We start from the raw sequence: 21,289 nt of genomic DNA on the forward strand, positions 1-21,289 counted from the left end.
CGACCGCCCCGATATGTACGACATGTACTTTCAGATAATCACACTCAGGCGCGCCTGGCCAGCGGCACGAATGGCAGATCGTCGGGTCCGGTGTAATTCGCGCTCGGGCGAATGATCTTGTTATCGATGCGTTGCTCGACGATGTGCGCGCTCCAGCCGGCCGTGCGGGCGATCACGAATAGCGGCGTGAACATCGCGGTCGGCACGCCCATCATGTGATACGACACCGCGCTGAACCAGTCGAGATTCGGGAACATCTTCTTCGCGTCCCACATCACCGATTCCAGACGCTCGGCGATATTGAACAGCTTCAGGTTGCCCGCTTCCTTCGACAGCTTCTTCGCGACTTCCTTGATCACCTTGTTGCGCGGGTCGGAGATCGTGTACACCGGATGGCCGAAACCGATCACCACTTCCTTGTTCTCGACACGCTTTCTGATGTCCGCTTCGGCTTCGTCCGGCGTTTGATAACGCGACTGGATCTCGAACGCGACCTCGTTGGCGCCGCCGTGTTTCGGGCCGCGCAGCGCGCCGATCGCGCCGGTGATCGCCGAGTAGATGTCCGAACCCGTGCCGGCGATTACGCGGCCGGTGAACGTCGATGCGTTGAACTCATGTTCGGCGTACAGATTCAGCGACACATGCATCGCGTCGACCCACGCCTTCGACGGCTCCACGCCGTGCAGCAGATGCAGGAAGTGGCCGCCGATCGAGTCGTCGTCGGTTTCGACCTCGATGCGCTTGCCGTTGTGCGAGTAGTGATACCAGTAAAGCAGCATCGAGCCGAGCGAGGCCATCAGCTTGTCGGCGATATCGCGTGCGCCGGGCAGGTTGTGGTCGTCTTTCTCGGGCAGCACGGTGCCGAGCACGGACACGCCGGTGCGCATCACGTCCATCGGATGCGCTGCGGCCGGAATCCATTCGAGCGCTGCCTTGACGTTCGCGGGCAGGCCGCGCAGCGCCTTGAGCTTCGTCTTGTACGCGGTGAGTTCGGCTTGCGTCGGCAGCTTTTCGTGGACCAGCAGATACGCGATTTCCTCGAACTCGCAGGCGCTCGCGATATCGAGAATGTCGTAACCGCGGTAATGCAGATCGTTGCCGGTCTTGCCGACCGTGCACAGCGCGGTGTTGCCCGCCGTCACGCCGGACAGCGCCACGGACTTCTTCGGTTTGAATGCGCCCGCGGCCGGCGTGCTGTTGTCTGCTTCGCTCATGGGTTTGTCTCCGGATGTAAGTGGGGATTGCTTTGGACGAAGCCCCTGAATGCAAAGAATAGGCCAAGTGCAGGCCAGGTGCGGCGCCGCTGGCTAAGTGCCTGATTTAACAAAAAACCTGTACCGAAGCCCAGGCACGCGTCATTTCACAAGTGAAAATCCCGATTTCATATCCGAAATAAAGGCGCGCATAATGGCCGCCTGTTCCCTATAAGCCCCGAAAGCCGCCCTGCCGTGAACACACCTCTTTTCGAACCGGGCCAGCGCCCGCGTATCTGGGCAGCCAGTGTCAGCCGGTTGCGCGATCTGTTCTTCGACATTGCCGGCGAGTATGTCGAACACGCGGACCTGCGCATCGTCTCGCATGGTTTCGAAGACGCCGTGCGTGAAATCGACGCCGCCGGCGCCGGTCGCCCGGACGTGGTGATCGCGGGAGGCTCGAACGGCGCGTATCTGAAAACGCGGGTCGCCGTGCCGGTCGTGCTGATCAACCCGACCGGCTTCGACGTGATGCACGCGTTGGCCCGCGCGCGGCGCGACGGCGCGTCGGTGGCGCTCGTCACGCACGGCGACACGCCCGACGAAGTGCGGCGCTTCAGCGCCGCCTACGGACTCGGCGTCACGTTCGCGTCCTATCAGTCGGCTCAGGACGCGGAAAGCGTCGTGCTCGATCTGCGCGATCGCGGTATCGACGTGGTGGTCGGCCCCGGCAGCGTCACCGACCTCGCCGCCGCCGCGGGCATGGGCGCGGTGTTCCTCTACTCGCGCGCGTCGATACGCGCGGCCTTCGATACCGCGCTCGAAGTCGCGCAGGCGACACGGCGTGAATCGATCCGCCGTCAACGGCTCGACAATCTGCTGCAACACTTGCGCGACGGCGTCGTCGCGCTCGACGCGCAAGGGCGCGTCGAGGCGATGAACCAGCGTCTCGCGGCCGCGCTCGGCATCGACGCGGCCAAAGCGGCCGGCCGCGTGCTGCTCGAGATCGCACCCGATCTCGCCGACGCTCTGCCCGACGCCGACGGCGACACCCTGAGCACCGTGCGCGGCGTCAGCTATGTCGTGCATCGCGGACCGCTCGCCGGCAGCGGCGCGGCGGCGGGCACCGTGCTGACGTTTCAGGAATCGCGCGCGGTCGAACGGCTCGACCGCACGTTGCGCTCGCGGCAACGCGTGCAGCAGTTCAGCGCGCGTTACCGGCTCGACGATATCGTCGGCGTCTGCGATTCGATCGAACGCGTGCGCGCGCTGGTGCGGCGTTATGCGCGCTCGGACGCCACTGTGCTGATTCTCGGCGAAAGCGGCACCGGCAAGGAAATGGTCGCGCAAAGCATGCATCAGTTGAGCGCACGGCGCGACTTTGCGTTCGTCGCGATCAATTGCGGCGCGTTTCCGGAAGCCTTGCTCGAGAGTGAACTGTTCGGCTATGAGGAAGGCGCGTTCACCGGCGCGCGCAAAGGCGGCAAGGCGGGGCTGATCGAAGTCGCTCATCGCGGCACGTTGTTTCTCGACGAAATCGCCGAGATGCCGCTGTCGTTGCAAAGCCGTTTGCTGCGCGTGTTGCAGGAACGCGAAGTCGTGCGGCTAGGCTCGACGGAGCCGACGCGCGTGGACATTCGTGTGGTCGCGGCCACGCATCGCGCGCTGACCGAGCGCATCGAGGCCGGAAGTTTTCGTGCCGACCTGTACTATCGGTTGAACATCCTGAGTATCGCGCTGCCGCCGCTGCGCGAACGGGCCGAGGATCTGGTGCCGCTCGCGGTCGAACTGCTTTTGCAAGCCGCAGCGCGTGAGCCGGGACTGGCCGCTCGCATTCCGGATGCGGATGCCGCGCGTCGTGCGCTCGCCGGTATTGGCGAGCCTTTGCAACGGTATGCGTGGCCGGGCAATGTGCGTGAATTGCAGAACGTGATCGAACGGCTCGCGGTTGAACTTGCGGATGTGGATAGCGATACCGATTCCGACGCTGGCGAGAAAACCGCACCCTTGACTCGCGACATCCTGCGCACCGTCGCGCCGGAAATCTTCGCGCCACGGGCAAGCGCGACGCAGGCCGCGCTCACGTTGCGCGAACGCAGCCGTCACGTGGAAGCCGATGAAATCCGCGCCGCACTGGCCGCGTACGGCGGCGACCGCGATGCGGCCTGCAAGGCGCTCGGCATCAGCAAGACCACGTTATGGCGGAAACTGAACGCAACGCCGTGAGGCATCTTGCGACGCTTAACGGCACGAATCAACCGGCCATCGTCGAATCGTCCAGAAGTCCAGAACAGTCCAGAACGGAGGAGCAGAAACATGTCGAACAAATATCGGATTGCGGTCATTCCCGGCGACGGCATCGGCGTCGAAGTCATGCCCGAAGCGCTGCGCGTGCTCGATGCGGTCACCCAGCGCTACGGCATCGAACTCGACTACCAGCACATCGAATGGGCGAGCTGCGCGTACTACGCGAAGCACGGCAAGATGATGCCGGACGACTGGAAAGCGCAACTGCAATCGGCCGACGCGATCCTGTTCGGCGCGGTCGGCTGGCCCGACACGGTGCCCGACCATGTCTCGCTGTGGGGATCGCTGCTGAAGTTCCGCCGCGAATTCGATCAATACATCAACCTGCGCCCGGCCCGCCTGTTCGCCGGGGTGCCTTCGCCGCTCGCAGGCCGCAAGGCCGGCGACATCGACTTCTGGATCGTGCGCGAAAACACCGAGGGCGAATATTCGTCGGTGGGCGGCGTAATGTTCGAAGGCACCGAGCGCGAATTCGTGCTGCAGGAATCGGTGTTCACGCGGCACGGCAGCGAACGCGTGCTGCACTTCGCGTTCGATCTCGCACAGCGCCGCGAACGCAAGAAGATCACTGTCGCAACCAAGAGCAACGGCATCGCGATCAGCATGCCGTGGTGGGACAAGGTCGCGGCGAGCGTCGCCGCGCAGTACCCGGACGTGGCGTGGGACAAGCAGCATATCGACATTCTGTGCGCGCGCTTCGTGCTGAATCCGGATCGCTTCGACGTGGTGGTCGCGACCAATCTGTTCGGCGACATCCTGTCCGATCTCGGACCGGCCTGCACCGGCACGATCGGGCTCGCGCCGTCGGGCAACCTGAATCCCGACCGCAAGTTTCCGTCGCTATTCGAACCGGTGCACGGCTCCGCGCCGGATATCGCCGGCAAGAACATCGCCAATCCGATCGCGATGATCTGGTCGGCGGCGATGATGCTCGACTTCCTCGGCAATCACGCCGGCCACGAGCGCGACGCGCACGACGCGATTCTCGCCGCGATCGAAGCGACGCTGATCGAAGGTCCGCATACCGGCGACCTCGGCGGCAATGCGAAGACGAACGAGGTGGGACAGGCGATCGCGAATAAGCTGGGTTGAGGCTGGCTTGAGGCCGGGCCGCGGGGTCCAGCGTGCTCGTGCAGCGCGGCATGGCTGAAGCCGCGCGGCGCTTCCGGCCGCCGCTGCCGCGCTTCGCGACCGCGACCGCGACCGCAACATGCTCGGGTTATCCCGCGTTGCCCGCGCATTCCGGATTACTTACAGTGGCGCGTGTTCGTATAATGAATCACGGTTCTATATGCGAACAAATTTGCGACGGTTAAAAATAGGACCGGAAAAGACCAGAAAGGCTCGTCACGCCGAGCCTTTCCGCATTCCGTGGTCAGCAGTCAGCAACCATCCTGGATGCGTTGCATGGGAGATACACGATGAACCGTAGCCATGCCGTGAACGTCCAGACGTTCATCAACGAACATCCGTTCTCGCCGTTCCAGTGGCTTATCTTTTTCATGTGCTTCGTGATCGTCCTGCTGGACGGTTTCGACACCGCTGCAATCGGCTTCATCGCGCCTTCGCTGATCGGCGAATGGGGCATCACGAAACCGGCGCTCGCGCCCGTGTTGAGCGCCGCGCTGTTCGGCCTCGCGTGCGGCGCGCTCGGCTCAGGTCCGTTGTCGGACCGGCTCGGCCGCCGTTCGATGCTGCTCGGCTCCGTGCTGCTGTTCGGCGTGGCGTGTCTCGGTTCCGCGTTCTCCACCAACATCGAAGAACTGACCGCGCTGCGCTTCGTCACCGGCGTGGGGCTCGGCGCGGCAATGCCGAACGCCGTCACGATGATGGGCGAGTATTGTCCCGACAACCGCCGCGCGACGCTGATCAACCTGATGTTCTGCGGCTTTCCGCTCGGCGCGGCGTTCGGCGGCTTTCTGGCTGCATGGATGATTCCGCACTTCGGCTGGCGCAGCGTGCTCGTGCTCGGCGGCGTCACGCCGTTGCTGCTGACGATCGTGCTCGTGTTGAAGATGCCCGAGTCGGTGCGCTACATGGTCGCCAACAGCGCGCCGGTCGAGCGGATTCGCGCGGCGCTCGCGCGCATTTCGAGCGAAGCCGCGCAGGGCGGCAGCTTCGTGATGACCGAAACCGCGCCGCAAACCGGCGGCAAAGGTCTTGGCGTGGTGCTGTCGCGCGCGTACATCGTCGGTTCGGTGATGCTGTGGATTGCCTACTTCATGGGCCTCGTGATCTTCTACGCGTCGATCAACTGGATGCCGATCCTGCTGAAGGACGCCGGCCTCACGCCGCAACGCGCGACACTGATCTCCGCGCTGTTCCCGCTCGGCGGCGTGGGCGCCGTGCTGTGCGGCGTGCTGATGGACCGCTTCAACGCGAACCGGATCATCGCGGCCTGCTACGCATTGACCGCCGTGAGCGTGTACTTCATCGGCCAGGCAGTGGGCAACGTCGGTGCGCTGGTGTTCATCGTGTTCGTCGCGGGCGTGTTGATGAACACTGCGCAATCGTCGATGCCCGCGCTCGCCGCCGCGTTCTATCCGACTCAAGGCCGCGGCACCGGTGTCGCGTGGATGCTGGGAATCGGGCGTTTCGGCGGGATCGCGGGGTCGTTTCTCGTCGCCGAACTGACGCGTCGCCACTTCACGTTCGCCGGCATCTTCGCGATGGTCGCGGTGGCGGGATTGATCGCGTGCGTGGCGTTGCTGATCAAGCAGGCCGCACGTCCGCATGTGACGATTCCGGCGGCTTCCAAAGCGGAGTCGTTCGGGCATTGAGCGACTCTGGCTCTCACGCGGCGTCGCTTGTGGCCAGTCGAAGCCGCCTTGTGAAGGGCGGCTTTTTTCATGGGCGGCGCGGGCGCAAAAAACGTCGTGCCGCACTTCCCGATAAACTACGCGCTTATTTGGGCCGCCCGGTCGTTGCGGCGCCCAGCCAACTACAGGATTCGGGTAATGAAACGCGTAGTCGTATCGGCGATGCTCGCAGCGTGCCTCGCGCAGCCGGCCGTGGAAGCCGTTGCACAAACGGTCAAGGATCAATGTTTCGCGCTCGGCGATATCGCCGGCCAGGTTGCTTCGTGGCGCGCACATAAGAAGACAAAATCGCAGGCGCTCGCCCAGGCGGCCAAATACTACAAGGACGATGCGGACCGGCAAGCGGTCGACCGCATTATCGAAAAGATCTACAGCCCCGACACGCCGCGCATGACGCCGGATCAGGCAAGCATGCTGATCACCGCGGATTGCGTGAATCAGGGTAAAGCGCCGGCGGCTGCGCAATAAGCCGCCCGGTAAAGCACGGCAAGCGCCCGACTTAAGCGGCGTCGGTCGCTCGTCATGAACCCGACGCCGATGCACTCAACGGCCCTCTCCGTCACTCCGGAATAAATATTTCGGATCACCAGGATTACTCACGATCCTGAGCTTGGTCCTGATCGCGCATCGCCCCTTCCTCAGCAGGCTCATGTCGACCCCGGCATTGCGTGGCTGTTCGGCGCCGTCTACGATATGTTCCTTCAGCCGCCGGCCGGCACCGAAACGCTACGCCTATGAATCTCCGAGCCTTGCAATGCTTCGTCATCCTCGCCGAGGAACTGAATTTCAGCCGCGCCGCCGAACGCCTGCATATCGCGCAACCCGCGCTGAGCCAGCAGATCCGCTCGCTCGAAGAACGGCTCGGCACGCAACTCGTCGACCGCGCGAGGCGGCCGTTGATTCTGACCGAAGCCGGCCAGTACTTTTGCGCGGAAGCCCGGCAGATCCTCGCGTCGCTCGAACAGGCCGCGCTGGGCACGCAGGAGATCGGCGTCGGCCGGCGCGGCTGGCTCAGTCTCGGCTTCACGCGCTCGGCGATGTACAGCATCCTGCCGCCCGCGCTCAAGGCGTTTCATCACGCGTATCCGCAAGTCGAACTCAAGCTCTTCGAGATGCTCACCGAAGAGCAGACCGACGCGCTGCGCGACATGCGCATTCATATCGGCATTGGCCGGCAGCCGCTCGCGATCGAAGGCTGCACGTCGTACCCGCTGCTGCGCGAGCGCGTGGTGGCCGCGCTCGAACCGGGGCATCCGCTCGCGTCGCACAAGAAAGTGCGAATCGCCGATCTTGCCGACACGCCGTTGATTCTGTATCCGAAGCATCAGAACGCGCAGTTCAAGCGGTCCGTGCTGACGCTGTATCGCGATGCGGGCGTGACGCCGGTGGTCGCGCATCAGGCCTATGAAATACAGACGGCGATCGCCCTCGTAGCCGCGGGCCTCGGCGTCACGTTCATCGGCGAATCGGTCGCACGACTCGGGCGCACCGACGTCGTGTACCGGCATCTGACCGGCCCCGGTTCCGCGTATCGCTCCACGCTCGCCGCCACCTTCCACACCGACGACCCGTCGCCGCATCTGAAAGCCTTTCTCGCCTGCCTGCCCGCGCCGCTTTCCGGCGCGACACTATAAGAAAAAACCTATACAAGCATAAGCAAGCGGTCTTGGACTCTCTGCCATCGCGTTCTTATCATGGACCCACACGATAAGAACCGATAGAACGCAGCCGCGGCACCGCCGTCGGCGCAAGGCAGGAGACAGCATGACCTCATTCAACGAAGCCGCGACCATGCGCAAGGTGTACGGGCGATTAATGCCCCTGCTCTTCGCGATGATGTTCTTCAACTACCTCGACCGCATCAACATCGGTTTCGCCGCGCTCGACATGAACAGGCAACTGGGCTTCAGCCCGGCCGTGTTCGGCTTTGCCGGCAGCATCTTTTTTGTCGGCTACATGGTGCTGGAGGTGCCGAGCAATCTGCTGCTGCATCGCGTCGGCGCACGCCGCTGGATCGCGCGCATTCTGCTGACCTGGGGCGCGGTGGCCGCGGCAACCGCGTTCGTGTTCAACGATTCGAGCTTCTACGTGCTGCGCTTTCTGCTCGGCGTGATGGAAGCGGGGTTTCTACCGGGCGTCGCGGTTTATCTGACGAAATGGTTTCCGGTGCGATACCGGGCTCGCGCGGTGGGCGGCTACATCATCGCCGGATCGTTTTCGGCGGTGCTCGGCGGCCCGATCTCGACCGCGCTGATGACGTACGCGAACGGCGTGCTCGGTTTGCAGGGCTGGCAGTGGATGTTCATTCTCGAAGGCGTACCGGCGATGCTGCTCGGCCTCGTCACGCTGCGCATCATGACCGAGCGCCCCGCCGACGCCGACTGGCTCGCCGCCGACGAAAAGCAGTGGCTCGAATCGACGCTCGCGGCCGAACGCGAAGCGTTAGGCGGCACGACCCACTTTCCGCTGCTGAAGGTGGCGAGCGACATCCGCGTATGGAGTCTCGCGTGCCTGTTCGGCTGTGCGCTGGTCGGCATTTACGGGCTGTTTTTATGGTTGCCGCAGATCGTCAAAAGCCTCGGTCACCTCACTAATCTCGAGGTGGGTTTTCTGTCCGCTGCACCGCCGCTGCTGGGCGTGCTCGGCACCTTCGTGATCAGCCGCAGTTCCGACCGCACCGGCGACCGTAAAAAGCATCTCGCGTTCGTCTATGGAATGAGCGCGCTGGCCATCGCCGGCAGCGCGTACGCGCCGAATCCGATCGTCGCTTATGCGCTGCTGTGCCTGACCGGCCTGTTCATTTACGCCGGCAATCCGCTGTTCTGGAGTCTCGCTTCGTCGTTCCGAACCGGTGCGGCAGGCGCGGCGACCATTGCGCTGATCAACACGATCGCGCAGTTCGGCGGCCTGGTCGGCCCGTGGAGCATCGGGCTCGTGCGTAACGCCACCGGCAATTTCAAGCTCGCGTTGCTGACCATCGCAGCGTTTCTGGTGGTCGCAACGATCATCGCGCTCGTGATGCGTGTGACACCCGCCGACGACCAGGCCGAAGCGCTCGCGGGCGACCCCGCCACGCGCACCTGAATCGTTCACTTCTTATCAAGCTCATCTTTACGGACAGTCCCGACATGATCATCGATTGCCACGGTCACTACACCACTTCGCCTCCGCAGCACGAGGCGTGGCGAGCCAGACAGATCGCGGCGCTGAAAGACGGCGCCGCGCCGCCGCCGCGCCCCGCCATCAGCGACGACGAAATCCGCGCCAGCATCGAGACCGGCCAGTTGCGCATCCAGCGCGAACGCGGCACCGATCTGACGATCTTCTCGCCGCGCGCGGCCAGCATGGGCCATCACCTCGCGGGCGCCGAAGCCAACGCGGTGTGGTCGAGCGAATGCAACGATCTGATTCATCGCGTGTGCGGACTCTTTCCACGCAACTTCGTCGGCGTGTGCCAGTTGCCGCAGGCGCCCGGCGTGGCGCCGGAGAATTGCATCGCCGAATTGCGCCGTTGCGTCGAAGAGCTCGGCTTCATCGGCTGCAATCTGAACCCGGACCCGTCCGGCGGCCACTGGCCGGGTCCGCCGATGACGGACCGCTCGTGGTATCCGCTCTACGAAGCGATGGTCGAACTCGATGTGCCGGCGATGATTCACGTGTCGTCGTCGTGCAATCCGAACTTCCACGCGACCGGCGCGCACTACCTGAACGGCGACACCTCGGTGTTCATGCAGTTGCTGCAAGGCGACCTGTTCGCCGATTTCCCCACGCTGCGCTTCGTCATTCCGCACGGCGGCGGCGCGGTTCCGTATCACTGGGGACGTTATCGCGGACTCGCGCAGGACATGAAGCGGCCGCTGCTCGGCGAATATCTGATGAACAACGTGTTCTTCGACACCTGCGTCTATCACCAGCCCGGCGCCGAGTTGCTCGCCAAGGTCATTCCGGTGCGCAACATCCTGTTCGCATCGGAGACGATCGGCGCGGTTCAGGGCATCGATCCCGAAACCGGCCACCACTACGACGACACGCGCCGCTACATCGACGCGATCGAATGGCTGAGCGACGCGGACCGCCGGCAGATTTACGAAGACAACGCCCGCGCGGTGTATGCGCGGCTCTCCGCCCGACTCGAGCAGCCAATTCAGCAACCCGCAGCACAAGGAGCCACGATATGAATCCGATCGGATGGCGCGAATACGACTCCGCGCCTCAAGCCAACCCCACCACGCTCGACGCGTTGCGTGAACTCGCCGTCTCGCTGCTGAGCGACAACATGGCGCGTGCGAGCGGCATGGTCGGCCTGCGGCCGTATCATCAGCCGAAGCCGATGGCCGGCACCGCCGTCACCGTCCACACACGTCCCGGCGACAATCTCGCGATTCATCGCGCGTTCGACTTTTGCCGGCCGGGCGACATACTCGTGATCGACGGCGCGGGCGATCTGACGCAGGCGCTGATGGGCGAAATCATGGCGAGCTTCGCGGAGAGCCTGGGCGTGCGCGGTCTCGTGATCGACGGCGCGATCCGCGATGTCGGCGCGTTGCGGTTGCGCGATTTTCCGGTGTATGCGCGCGGCGTCACGCATCGCGGGCCGTACAAGAACGGCCCCGGCGAGATCAATGTGCCGGTGACGGTCGGCGGAACGGTCGTGCATCCGGGCGACATCATCGTCGGCGACGAGGACGGTCTGCTCGCGATCGCGCCCGCCGACGCGCAAGCGGTGATCGCCGGCGCGCAGCGGCAACTCGCGAAGGAAACAGCCGCGCTGCAATCGATCGCCGCAGGCCGGTTCGACCGCTCGTGGGTCGTTCCGCAACGCGACCGGATGATGAACGCGTGACTTCCCTAACGGCCCGCGCGCGGGCATGATGGCGCGGGTCCATCACGTCCTGATCCGAATCCTGCTGGAGTGGTCGCCCTCATGGCGGAATATCTGAACGTATCGAGCTTCGTCGAACTCGCGCGGCGCGTGGAAGCCGCGCAAGCCACGGATGCCGCGAGCTGTACCTGTACCCGAACCCCGCTCGAAGGCTGGCAATCGCAGCCGCTGTCTCTCGACGAAACGCAGTTCGTCGAGATCGGCACGCTCGCGCCGGAGGACGAACCCGAACCGACGTTCAGCGAATACCTGCCGGACAAGACGACGTACTGGTCGCCCGACGCGCCCATCGCGCCGCGCTACTTTCCGTACAACCGCTGCGGTGTCTGGCAATGCACGTCGTGCAGCCGTCTCTATCTGCGTTATACGGAAGGCGGCGGTTATTTTGTCGATCGCAGAATCCGCGCAGTGCGCTCGGCGCTGATCGAAGACGTACCGCTGTGAGAGGCGCGTGGGTCCCCCACAGCTATCCCGTCAATTCACCTGCAACTGGCCGCCGCGTCCCAGCCCGCCCTTCACGTCCTGCGCCTTGTAGCTGCGCAGCGCGACGACCATCTTGTTGTACGCGTCGATGAACGCGGCGACCGTCGCCTTGCCTTCCGGCGTCTTCGAGAAACCGCCGAGCCCGCCGCCCGCGCTGCCGCCGAGACCGGCCAGCGCCGCGCCGTAATTGGTCGCGGTGGAATTGCCTTCGGCCGCCGAAATCTGCACGGCCGAGCGCACGTCGAACAGCGTCAACGTGACGACCGACGCCTTCGACTGCATGCCGCCCGCGATCTTACCGAGCGCATTGCCGCCGATCAGGCCGCCCAGCACGCCACTCACGCCGCCGATCGCCGAATCGTTGATGACGATCTGCGGCTCCATGTAGTAGTCCGCCGCGACCCGCTGGCCTTTCTGCTGTTTCGAGCCGGCGCGATACTCGCCGGAGTTGCGCTGCAGCGACGTGATGCGCGAGAGCCGCGCGTCGGTCTTCTGATTGCCGACCGACGTGATCACGAAACAGTTGGACTGCTGAACCGCGAGACGCAGCAGCGGCTCGATCGTCGTGACCTGGGTCGCGCTGCCGAACGGGCCGAACCAGTCGGCGTTGCGGCCGTCGTCGACGGCGATCGTGCCGAGCGGCGCCGCGCAGCGCTCGAGCGTCGTATCCGCGCCGGCACTGACCGCGCCGCCCGCCGCGCCCGATACGCCGGCGCTTTGTCCGCCTGTCGAGACCATGCCCCCGCAGGCACTCAGGGTTCCGGTCAGCGCAATCGCGAACAGGCTTCTCGCAGCCGAATGCTTTGAATTGAGCGTCATATCTTGGTGTGCGTCTTTATGTGCGTGATGGTTTTACGGAACGCCCGCCGGACGATGAGACGCGTGTCAGCATCGGCCGCGGGCCATGTCATGCAAAAGCGGTTCGTGTCAATTCCAGTACCACGCGCGCTCGCGCCAATAGCCCTGATACGGATAGCCCGAATTCCAGTAGCCGTAATAGAGCGCGCGCGTCTCGGTCTGCCAGCGGTAGTAGTCCTGATCGGCTTTTTTGTCGGCCCTCGCCTGCGCGAGCAGCTTCGTCGATTCCTGATCGCCGCGGCCGGACGCGAGCAGCAGCCACTTCTCCGCTTCGCGCGGATCGGGGCCCATCTCCTCGAGACCGAACAGATAGAAACTGCCCAACGCTTTCTGCGCCTGCAGGTCGCCGCGCTCGGCGGCCTTGCGCATCCAGACCAGCGCCTGGTAGCTGTCCTGCGGTACGCCGTCGCCGCGAAAATAGCGCAAGCCCAGATCGTAGGCCGCGCGCGGATTGGTCTCCCCGGCCTGTTTGAGCGCAGCGATGCGCCCGTCCGAATCCATTTGTCCTGCTGTGCCCGACGCCTCGCGCGTCACCTGGTTCTTCGGCCTGTCGGCGCATCCGTGTTCGTCGCAGATCCGTACGAGCGGACTGGCAGACGGATTCTGCGCGCAAGCGGCCAGGACCAGAACGGCCCACGGTGCGAGCTGGCGGTACTTCATTCTCGATCCCCGATTCGGTTGCGAATGGGCGCCGACCCTACCAGCCGTTATCAGAGTTGATTGAGCGCTTGTCGACGCGGATTCCTTACCTGGGTCATCAGCCGGTCGATACAGCGGCGAGCGGCGAGCGGCGAGCGTCGATCGCTGAACGGACCGGCGCGCCGCGAAATCAGCTGATGAATCAGGCGAGAAAATGGTAGCAGTTGCGCGTTGCACGCTTTTGCCCCAGCGTCTCCAATACTTGCCTGTGCGTCTCAGCGAAAACTCATTGTTCGAGCTTGCCGAGCACGTCGCGCAACGAGCCCGGTTGACGGCCCGCGTGGCGCGAGCCCGACGAGGTGCGAGCTTCGCGCGCGGCACCGCGCTCGCGCGCCTCGCTCGGTGCGCAGCCGAATGCCTGCCTGAAGCTGCGGCTGAAATGGGATTCGCTTTTGAAGCCGTACTGGAACGCCAGCGTCGACAGGCGTTGCTGACGGCCGCCCGCGCCTTCGAGGATCTGCCGGATCTTCGCGAGGCGGCGCTGCTGGATATACACGGCGACGCCCGTCTCGCGCGCAAACAGCCGGTACAACTGCGCGCGCGAGATGCCGACGTCGCGGCAGATCTGCAACGGCGTCAGGTCCGCCGACGTCAGATTCGCATCGATATAGCGGCGCACGCGCGACATCACGGCCTGATTGATTTCGCCCTCGGCGTCCGCGAGCGTTTGCACCGACGGCGCCAGGGCCGCCGACACCATCGCCAGCGTGGCCTGCTCGACGTGCGGCATGTCGGCCGGCGACAGATACGGCAATTGCCGCCGCAACGCGACCATATGATCGCCGAGCAGGCTGCTCAGCGGACCCCGCAGCACGGCCCCATGCAGATCGGCCGACCTGATGCGCGGATTCAGCTGATCGCGCGCGATGGTCAGAATCACGGTGTCGCCGGCGACGATCTCCGAATCGAGTTCACGCGCCAGATCGAGTACATAGATTGTCGACGCGTCGGCCTGGATCGGTGTGCGCGCCGCGTAGCCGGACAGCGAATGGGTGATGCCGAGGCACAGATAGAAGTGATCGAGGCCGTCCTGGCGAATCATCTTCGCCGAACGCTTGACCCCATACGCGACCGGTTCGCGTTGTCCGGCCCATGTGCCGCAACCCATCAGCAGCGAACCGATATAGCCCGTCGACAGGTCGTAATTGAAGCTGTGGGACAGCGATTCGTCGATATCGACATCGAATATCGCATTGACCTCGTCGCGCCAGACTTCGAATCGTTGTTCGTTCGGGTATGCATCAGTGCAAAATCGATAGAAATAAGGATTCAATCTTGAAACTCCGTCCCGCTGGTTATTTTTTACCGCATTTGTTTTGCAACACCGATAATGCGTATTTCTTACGTCGAAAACGTGGTGAATCAGTCAGCGCGTGACATTTCACCGAGGTCATCACGCCGCACATTTCAGCCGACCGTATTTATCGCATGTTTACTTGTATTAAATAAATCAGAAATTTTCTAAATGGCATTAGTCAGCTTTTTGATGATTGATTTCGAACACGTACCTGGCCGGGCTCGATGCTGAAGATGGACCAAACAGGCCGGCTGGCATGGCTGACCGCAGCGGCAAGCCTGCTCGCGGCCGCGCTGGCCTGGTCGGCCTTGGGCAATGCGCAGGCGTCGGACTCCGTGGCCGCCGCGACACCCGACGCCGTCACGCACGTGCGGATTGTCCGCGCGCACGGCGATGTGGTTCGGGACGGCCGCTGGGCGTTCCTGATCACGGCGCTGGACAGCACCATTGCCGAATACGGCCCCTACGAAATCGACGCCGACTGGACGCGGATGTCGAGCCAACGCGAAATCAACGAAGTCATCGCCGGACGCCTCGTCGACGTGATCGCCAGCGATACCGGCCACCCCGACCTCAACAACGGCGCGATCCCGATTCCGATCCCGATCGACAAGGGCCTGCTCGGCTACCGCGTCGCGCTCATTTTGCAAGGCCAACAGCCGAAATTCGACGGGATCCACGACGTCGCGGGCTTGCGGACGCTGCGCATCGGCCAGGGCGAGGATTGGGGCGACCTGCCGATCTATCGTCTCGCCGGCATTCCGATCGTCACCGCGAGCCGCTACGACCTGCTGTTTCCGATGCTGGCGGCCGGCCGCTTCGACATGTTCCCGCGCGGGGTCGTCGAGATTACGCATGAGCTGAAAGCATTCCGGGCGCGCTATCCGCACATGGCGATCGAATCGCATCTGCTGATCCGCTACCCGTATGCGCAGTTTTTCTACGTGAGCCCGACCCAGCCGCTGCTCGCGAAGCGGATCAGAGCGGGTCTCGAAGCGATGCTGAAGGACGGCAGCTTCGACGCGCTGTTCAACCAGCACTTCGCGCAAAGCATCGCCGATCTGCACCTCGCGCGCCGCGTGCTGATCGATCTGAAGAATCCGCTGCTTCCCAGTTGGGTGCCGCTCGCGCGCAAGGAACTGTGGCTCGACCCGGTCGGCGGCAAAAAGCCAGACTCATCCGAATGAGCCGCAGCGTCAGGATTTCCTGACAAAAAATTCAGCCAGGCGGCCGTCGAGTACCGGGATCACCTGACTGTGTCGCTAAAACACCGTGTTTACACTGAGTCATTGTGTTCGTTCACCGGACTCCCGTCATGCCCGACTATTTATTTCAGCGCGAAAAACCGGCCGAACGGATCGACTCGCTGTGCGACTACCTGTTCAAGCTCTGGTGCGAAGAAAAAAAACAGGTACCGCTCGCCTATCTTTTGCACTGCTGGCCATTGGTCGATCGCAGCCCTCGCGGATTCAGGCGGCTCGCCGAAAGCATGTCGGACCTCGCGCAATTCCAGACGGAATGGTTGAGCACGCATGCAGCGGTGTTGCTGCGTGTGCTGATCGCCCATGCGCACGAGTTGGCCGCACAACCGCTGCCTGTGAGCGCCGCCGCGACTCGCAGCGCCGAGCTGCTGCAACGCGCCTACGAGTAGCGGCCGACCGGCTTGCGGGTCCGGCTGGTCCGGACCGAGGGCTCCATCGCGGTTGGTTGTAGACCGCGCTTTGACGGCGAGTGCAAAATAGAAGAACAAGAATCACTGCGCTCGTGGGGGAATATGGCGGTCATTAGCATCGGTTCATTACTGGGCTCGGCCGGCCGGTTCCGGCACAGCGTGGCTCTCAGGCTTCTCGCCACCGTACTGCTGTTCAGTTGCGTGGTCACCGTGCTGCTGAGCGCCCTGCAGCTTTATCGCGACTACAGCCTCGGCGTCGAATCCATCGAGGCGCGTCTCGCCGACATCGACAGAAGCAATCGCGACTCGCTCGGCGAAAGCTTGTGGCAACTGGACCGCACCGACCTTCAGCTTCATTTGAACGGCATCCTGAGCCTGCCCGACCTGTGCGCCGCCGAGGTTCGCGAAACGGACGCGAGCGCCGAGCCGCTGGTGGTGACGGAGAACACATGTCCGGCGGGCGCCGCCATTTCGCGCGAGTTTCCTATCCTCTACCGGGTCCAGGGCGTCGAGCAGAAAATCGGCACGCTGTATGTGAAAGCGACGCTCACGAATCTGTATCACGCGCTGACGCAAACCGGGTTCGTGATTCTGGTGAGCCAGGCCACCCATACCTTCATCGTCGCACTGTTCACCGTCTACATCGTCTGGCGGCTCGTCACTCGTCATCTCGCCACGATCGCCCGCGTGGTGGGCGAATACGATTTCCGCGCCGCGCCCAAGCCCTTCTTGCTGCCGCGCCGCCAGCCACACTGGCCCGACGAACTCGAACGGATGGTCGCCGCGTTCAACAGCATGGCGGCGCGCTTGCACGACGCCTATCTGCGCGAACGCGATGCCGCGCGGCAGCAGGAAGCACGGCATCTCGCCGAGGCGGCCAACCGCGCGAAGAGCCAGTTCCTCGCGAACATGAGCCATGAATTGCGCACGCCGCTGAACGGCATCCTCGGCTATACGCAGACGCTGCTGCGCGACGGCGGTCAGAGCGAGCGCCAGCGCAATGCGGTGGAAGTGATCCATCGCAGCGGCGAACATCTGCTCGCGCTGATCGAGGACACGCTCGATTTCTCGCGGATCGAAGCCGGCAAGCTGCGCATCGACATGACCGACGTGCCGCTGCCGCGAGTCGTCGAGACGATCCGCGAACTGATCGGCGTAAAGGCCGAACAGAAGCAACTGCAATTCTTCTGCGATATCGCGCCTGAGCTGACCAGCACCGTGCGCGCGGACGAGCGGCGCTTGCGCCAGGTGCTGCTCAACCTGCTGGCCAATGCCGTCAAGTTCACCGATTCCGGCTGGGTGGGGTTGCGCGTGTCGCGCGCGCCGTCGGGCGCCGTGCATTTCTGCGTGCGCGATTCGGGCATCGGCATACCCGTCGACAAACGCCGCGCGGTGTTCGAACCGTTCGAGCAGGCGGGCAGCCCCGAGCGGCGCGCAGCCGGCGCCGGCCTCGGCCTTGCGATCAGCCAGCAGTTCGTGCGGGCGATGGGCGGAGAAATACACGTGGAGAGCGTGGTCACGCAAGGCAGCGCGTTCTGGTTCGAGCTCGCGGCCGGCGCCACGGCTGCGCCGGCGCCCGTGCCAGGCGCCGGCGCGTCGTTCGCGGCGCGCGGCGCGATCGGCTATCGCGGGCCGCGCCGCACCGTGCTGGTCATCGACGACGAACCCGTCAATCGCGCAGTGATGGTCGAGTTTCTGACGCAGCTCGGTTTCGACACCAGCACAGCGGCCGACGGGCGCGAAGGACTCGCGATCGTGCAACGGCAGGCGCCGTCGCTCGTGATCACCGACATCGCGATGCCGCACATGGACGGCCTCGAAACGACCCGCCGCTTGCACCAGCTACCGGGGCATCGCGATCTGCCGGTGATCGCGATCTCGGCAAACCCTGCATGGAGCGACGAGAAGCGCCGCGCGCAAACGGGCGCAAATGCGTTCGTCACCAAGCCTATAGACTTCGAGCAATTGCTGGCCCATCTCGCGGAGTTGCTCGCGCTGGAGTGGATTTATCCGCAAGAGCCCGTGGCGCGCGAAAACACCGGATCGCCGGAGCCACAAGGCACCGTGCGCCCCGCTGTCGACAGCACGTCGAGCGACGCGCTCGCCGACGGCGAACTCGACGAGCTGTATCGTCTCGCGCGTCTAGGCGACATGCGCGCGATCGCCGCATGGGCCGACCACGCGGTACGGCGCGACGAACGCAACCGGCCGCTCGCCGCGCAATTGCGCGCGCTCGCGAAGGGTTACCAGTCGAAAGCGATTCTCCTGCTGGTGCAGGCACATCTCAAGACGAGGTCCGGGTCATGAGCGCATTACCGATCGCGGCCGAGACGGCCACCATCCTCGTCGTGGACGACGCGCCGGTGAACATCGGCGTGGTGGTCGAGAGTCTCGAAGACAACGGTTTTCGCGTGTTCGTCGCACTCGACGGCGAGGAAGCGCTCGAACGCGCGGAGTTTTCGCAGCCCGATCTGATTCTGCTCGACGTGAAAATGCCGGGCATCAACGGTTTCGAAACCTGCCGCCGGCTCAAGCGCGCCGATGCGACCCGCGACATTCCGGTGATTTTCATGACGTCGCTCGCCGACACCGACGACCTCGTCGAAGGCTTTTCCGCCGGCGGCGTCGACTACGTCACCAAGCCGTTCCAGCTCGCCGAAATGCTCGCGCGGATTCGCACGCACTTGCAGTTTCGCGCGATGCACCGGCAATTGCGCCTGCAGAACGACCGGTTGTCGAGCGAGGTCGCCGTGCGGCAGCAGGCGCAGGAAGCGCTTTCGCGCGTGCGCGACGAGCTCGAAGTGCGGGTCGCCGAGCGCACCGACCAGCTCGCGAGTGCGAACGCGAGCCTGCGTGTCGAAATCGACGAACGCAAGCGCACCGAAACGAAACTCGTGTCGAGCGAAGCGCGCTTTCGCGCGATCGTCGAAACGAGCCCGGTGCCGCTGTGCATCACATCGATGGTGGACGGCCGGATCCTCTACATGAACGATCCCTATAGCCGCCTGTTCGGTCTCGCGGACACCGTGGGCCCGATCTACATCCGCCAGTTCTATGTAGACCCGACCCGGCGCGATCGCGTCCTCGAAGCGCTGCACACGGAAAGCACCTTTACGGACTCGGAAATCCAGTTCAGGAACACCGCCGGCGACTACTTCTGGGCCGTCGTGTCGGCCCGCAGCGCGACCTTCGACGATGCACCGGCAATCTATGTGGGCCTGTACGACGTGACCGCCCGCAAGAAGGCCGAAGAGAAATTGCGTTCGAGCGAGGCGAGTCTCGCGAATGCGCAGCGCCTCGCCAAACTCGGCGACTGGGCATGGAGCGCCGCGCACGGCGTGACCCACTGGTCGTATGAGATGTACCGGATTCTCGGCCTCGAACCGTGCGGCACGCAACCGAGCTACCGGATGCTGCGCGCGGCGCTGCACCCGCAGGAACGCGCCGCGGTGCGCGAGGCGGTGCGCGCGGCATTCACGGACCATCAGCCGCACTTTCTCGATTGCCGTCTCACGGATGCGAACGGCACGACGCGCATCGTCCAGTTCCATGTCGAAGCGTCGAACAGCGAACCGGACGAGCCGCGCAAACTGGTCGGCACGATCCAGGACATCACTGAACGCAAGCGCGTCGAGCAGGAACTGCTGGAATCGCGCGAGCGGCTGCGTGAGCTGTCCGCGTATATGGAAGCGGTGCGCGAGGAGGAAAGAAAACGGATCGCGATGGAAGTTCACGACGAGTTGGGGCAACTGCTGACCGCGCTGAAAATGGACGTGTCGTTGTTGCGCATGCGCCTCAACGGCGACGCGGAAGCCACCCGAAAAACCGAGGACATGCGCGAGCTCGTCGAGAAAACCATCTGGATGGTGCGCAACGTCGCAAGCCACCTGCGACCGGCTGCGCTAAACTTCGGCATCGTATCGGCGCTCGAGTGGCTAGTGGACGATTTCGTGCAACGCAATCGCTTGCCGTGCCAGTTGTCGATCCATGGCGGCGAGCCGGTCCTGCCGGATGCGCAGGCCACCGCCGTGTTCCGGATCGCGCAGGCCTCGCTAACCAATGTGACGCGTCACGCGCAGGCGTCGCGAGTCGATGTGTCGCTCACCAGCGGCAACGGCGCGCTGGCGCTTCATATCAGCGACGACGGCCGCGGCTTCGACCTGCCCACGGCACGCCGCAGCTACTCGTACGGATTGCTGGGAATGAGCGAACGCGCGCGCCTGATCGGCGGCACGTTGCAGATCGAGAGCACGCCGGGCGCGGGCACACTGGTGTCGATTCGCGTCCCGCTGGGGAATGGAAAAACAACATGATCAGAATCCTCGTTGCAGACGACCACGCGATCGTGCGCGGCGGCATCAAGCAGATCATCGCGACGACCACCGACATGATCGTCGCCGACGAAGCCGCCGAAGGCGCGGAGGTGCTCGAGAAACTGCGCGCGCGGCTGCCCGATCTGCTGCTGCTCGACATGACGATGCCGGGCATCAGCGGCATCGATCTGATCCGGCGGGTGCGCGGCGAATATGCCAGCCTGCCGGTGCTGGTGCTGAGCATTCACAACGAAGCCCAGGTGGTGTCGCGCGCGCTGCGCGCAGGCGCCACCGGCTACCTGACCAAGGACAGCGATCCGGAGGTGCTGCTCACGGCGATCCGCAAGCTCGCGGAAGGTGGAAGATTCATCGACCCGAAGCTGGTGGACTCGATGATTTTCGGCACGCATTCGGGCGAAACCCCGCCGCACGACATTTTGTCCGATCGCGAATTCCAGGTGCTGCAGGCGCTCGCCGCCGGCAAGAGCATCAACGACATTGCCGAAGCCTTCGCGCTCAGCGCGAAAACCATCAGCACCCACAAGATGCGCATGATGCAGAAGCTCGGGCTCAACAACAATTCGGAGCTCATCCGTTATGCGATCCACCATCGGCTGAGCACCGATTGAAATGGGGTAAGGAAATCCCTACCCCGTTATCAGCCATTCCCGAATTGAGTTTCGGCCTCGCCCGACCGACAAAATTTGTCGATGAACTTATCATTCACTCGTGATGACGCGATAGGTGCAACGCCTTTCGGGTCAAC

18 protein-coding genes are annotated in these 21,289 nt (G+C 64.0%); 14 read left to right on the forward strand and 4 right to left on the reverse strand.

Annotated elements, in window-relative coordinates; all coding sequences use genetic code 11:
* Positions 1 to 44: 44 nt before the first annotated feature.
* Positions 45 to 1,214, reverse strand: a complete 1,170-nt coding sequence (gene prpC, locus PQQ51_RS13370) for a bifunctional 2-methylcitrate synthase/citrate synthase (protein WP_408497257.1) — start codon at positions 1,212 to 1,214, stop codon at positions 45 to 47.
* A 234-nt stretch (positions 1,215 to 1,448) separates the two neighbouring features.
* On the opposite strand from prpC, the gene prpR reads away from it, so the two are divergent.
* The 9 genes from prpR to PQQ51_RS13415 all read left to right on the forward strand — a co-directional run bounded on the left by prpR (position 1,449) and on the right by PQQ51_RS13415 (position 11,645).
* Positions 1,449 to 3,419, forward strand: a complete 1,971-nt coding sequence (gene prpR, locus PQQ51_RS13375) for a propionate catabolism operon regulatory protein PrpR (protein ID WP_408497258.1) — start codon at positions 1,449 to 1,451, stop codon at positions 3,417 to 3,419.
* A 90-nt stretch (positions 3,420 to 3,509) separates the two neighbouring features.
* A complete protein-coding gene (locus PQQ51_RS13380; RefSeq protein WP_408497259.1) occupies positions 3,510 to 4,592 on the forward strand; it encodes a tartrate dehydrogenase in 1,083 nt (360 codons plus the stop codon).
* 329 nt (positions 4,593 to 4,921) lie between these two features.
* Complete coding sequence (locus tag PQQ51_RS13385) at positions 4,922 to 6,280, forward strand: MFS transporter (RefSeq protein WP_408497260.1); 1,359 nt, start codon at positions 4,922 to 4,924, stop codon at positions 6,278 to 6,280.
* Positions 6,281 to 6,457: 177 nt separating this feature from the next.
* Positions 6,458 to 6,787 carry a hypothetical protein gene (locus PQQ51_RS13390; protein WP_408497261.1) on the forward strand — a complete coding sequence of 110 codons (330 nt, stop codon included), beginning with the start codon at positions 6,458 to 6,460 and terminating at the stop codon, positions 6,785 to 6,787.
* 266 nt (positions 6,788 to 7,053) lie between these two features.
* Positions 7,054 to 7,953 carry a LysR family transcriptional regulator gene (locus PQQ51_RS13395; protein WP_408497262.1) on the forward strand — a complete coding sequence of 300 codons (900 nt, stop codon included), beginning with the start codon at positions 7,054 to 7,056 and terminating at the stop codon, positions 7,951 to 7,953.
* Between the two features lie 130 nt (positions 7,954 to 8,083).
* Entirely contained in the window at positions 8,084 to 9,403 is a 1,320-nt protein-coding gene (locus tag PQQ51_RS13400; RefSeq protein ID WP_408497263.1) for an MFS transporter, read from the forward strand.
* A 44-nt stretch (positions 9,404 to 9,447) separates the two neighbouring features.
* Positions 9,448 to 10,497: an amidohydrolase family protein gene (locus PQQ51_RS13405; RefSeq protein WP_408497264.1), complete on the forward strand. Its 1,050-nt coding sequence runs from the start codon at positions 9,448 to 9,450 to the stop codon at positions 10,495 to 10,497.
* The gene (locus PQQ51_RS13410; protein WP_408497265.1) at positions 10,494 to 11,162 is read left to right on the forward strand and encodes an RraA family protein; all 669 of its coding nucleotides are present in this window, start codon (positions 10,494 to 10,496) and stop codon (positions 11,160 to 11,162) included. Before PQQ51_RS13405 ends, PQQ51_RS13410 begins: the two co-directional genes overlap by 4 nt.
* 81 nt (positions 11,163 to 11,243) lie before the next feature.
* Positions 11,244 to 11,645 carry a hypothetical protein gene (locus tag PQQ51_RS13415; RefSeq protein WP_408497266.1) on the forward strand — a complete coding sequence of 134 codons (402 nt, stop codon included), beginning with the start codon at positions 11,244 to 11,246 and terminating at the stop codon, positions 11,643 to 11,645.
* A 30-nt stretch (positions 11,646 to 11,675) separates the two neighbouring features.
* On the opposite strand, the gene PQQ51_RS13420 is transcribed toward PQQ51_RS13415, so the two are convergent.
* The 3 genes from PQQ51_RS13420 to PQQ51_RS13430 all read right to left on the reverse strand — a co-directional run bounded on the left by PQQ51_RS13420 (position 11,676) and on the right by PQQ51_RS13430 (position 14,514).
* The gene (locus PQQ51_RS13420) at positions 11,676 to 12,422 is read right to left on the reverse strand and encodes a hypothetical protein (protein ID WP_408497292.1); all 747 of its coding nucleotides are present in this window, start codon (positions 12,420 to 12,422) and stop codon (positions 11,676 to 11,678) included.
* 189 nt (positions 12,423 to 12,611) lie between these two features.
* Positions 12,612 to 13,202, reverse strand: coding sequence for a tetratricopeptide repeat protein (locus tag PQQ51_RS13425; RefSeq protein WP_408497267.1), 591 nt, complete (start codon positions 13,200 to 13,202; stop codon positions 12,612 to 12,614).
* Positions 13,203 to 13,467: 265 nt separating this feature from the next.
* On the reverse strand, positions 13,468 to 14,514 hold the full coding sequence (locus PQQ51_RS13430) for a helix-turn-helix domain-containing protein (RefSeq protein ID WP_408497268.1): 1,047 nt from the start codon (positions 14,512 to 14,514) through the stop codon (positions 13,468 to 13,470).
* A gap of 257 nt (positions 14,515 to 14,771) precedes the next feature.
* On the opposite strand from PQQ51_RS13430, the gene PQQ51_RS13435 reads away from it, so the two are divergent.
* The 5 genes from PQQ51_RS13435 to PQQ51_RS13455 all read left to right on the forward strand — a co-directional run bounded on the left by PQQ51_RS13435 (position 14,772) and on the right by PQQ51_RS13455 (position 21,152).
* Positions 14,772 to 15,725 carry a transporter substrate-binding domain-containing protein gene (locus PQQ51_RS13435; RefSeq protein ID WP_408497269.1) on the forward strand — a complete coding sequence of 318 codons (954 nt, stop codon included), beginning with the start codon at positions 14,772 to 14,774 and terminating at the stop codon, positions 15,723 to 15,725.
* A 128-nt stretch (positions 15,726 to 15,853) separates the two neighbouring features.
* The gene (locus PQQ51_RS13440; protein WP_408497270.1) at positions 15,854 to 16,189 is read left to right on the forward strand and encodes a hypothetical protein; all 336 of its coding nucleotides are present in this window, start codon (positions 15,854 to 15,856) and stop codon (positions 16,187 to 16,189) included.
* Positions 16,190 to 16,369: 180 nt separating this feature from the next.
* Complete coding sequence (locus PQQ51_RS13445) at positions 16,370 to 18,517, forward strand: response regulator (RefSeq protein ID WP_408497271.1); 2,148 nt, start codon at positions 16,370 to 16,372, stop codon at positions 18,515 to 18,517.
* Positions 18,514 to 20,523 (forward strand): response regulator, encoded by a 2,010-nt coding sequence (locus PQQ51_RS13450; RefSeq protein ID WP_408497272.1) that lies wholly within the window; start codon positions 18,514 to 18,516, stop codon positions 20,521 to 20,523. The genes PQQ51_RS13445 and PQQ51_RS13450 overlap by 4 nt, the downstream gene beginning before the upstream one ends.
* A complete protein-coding gene (locus tag PQQ51_RS13455; RefSeq protein ID WP_408497273.1) occupies positions 20,520 to 21,152 on the forward strand; it encodes a response regulator in 633 nt (210 codons plus the stop codon). The genes PQQ51_RS13450 and PQQ51_RS13455 overlap by 4 nt, the downstream gene beginning before the upstream one ends.
* Positions 21,153 to 21,289: the final 137 nt, after the last annotated feature.

The organism is Paraburkholderia xenovorans, assembly GCF_046030735.1.
Taxonomy (GTDB): Bacteria; Pseudomonadota; Gammaproteobacteria; order Burkholderiales; family Burkholderiaceae; genus Paraburkholderia; species Paraburkholderia xenovorans_A.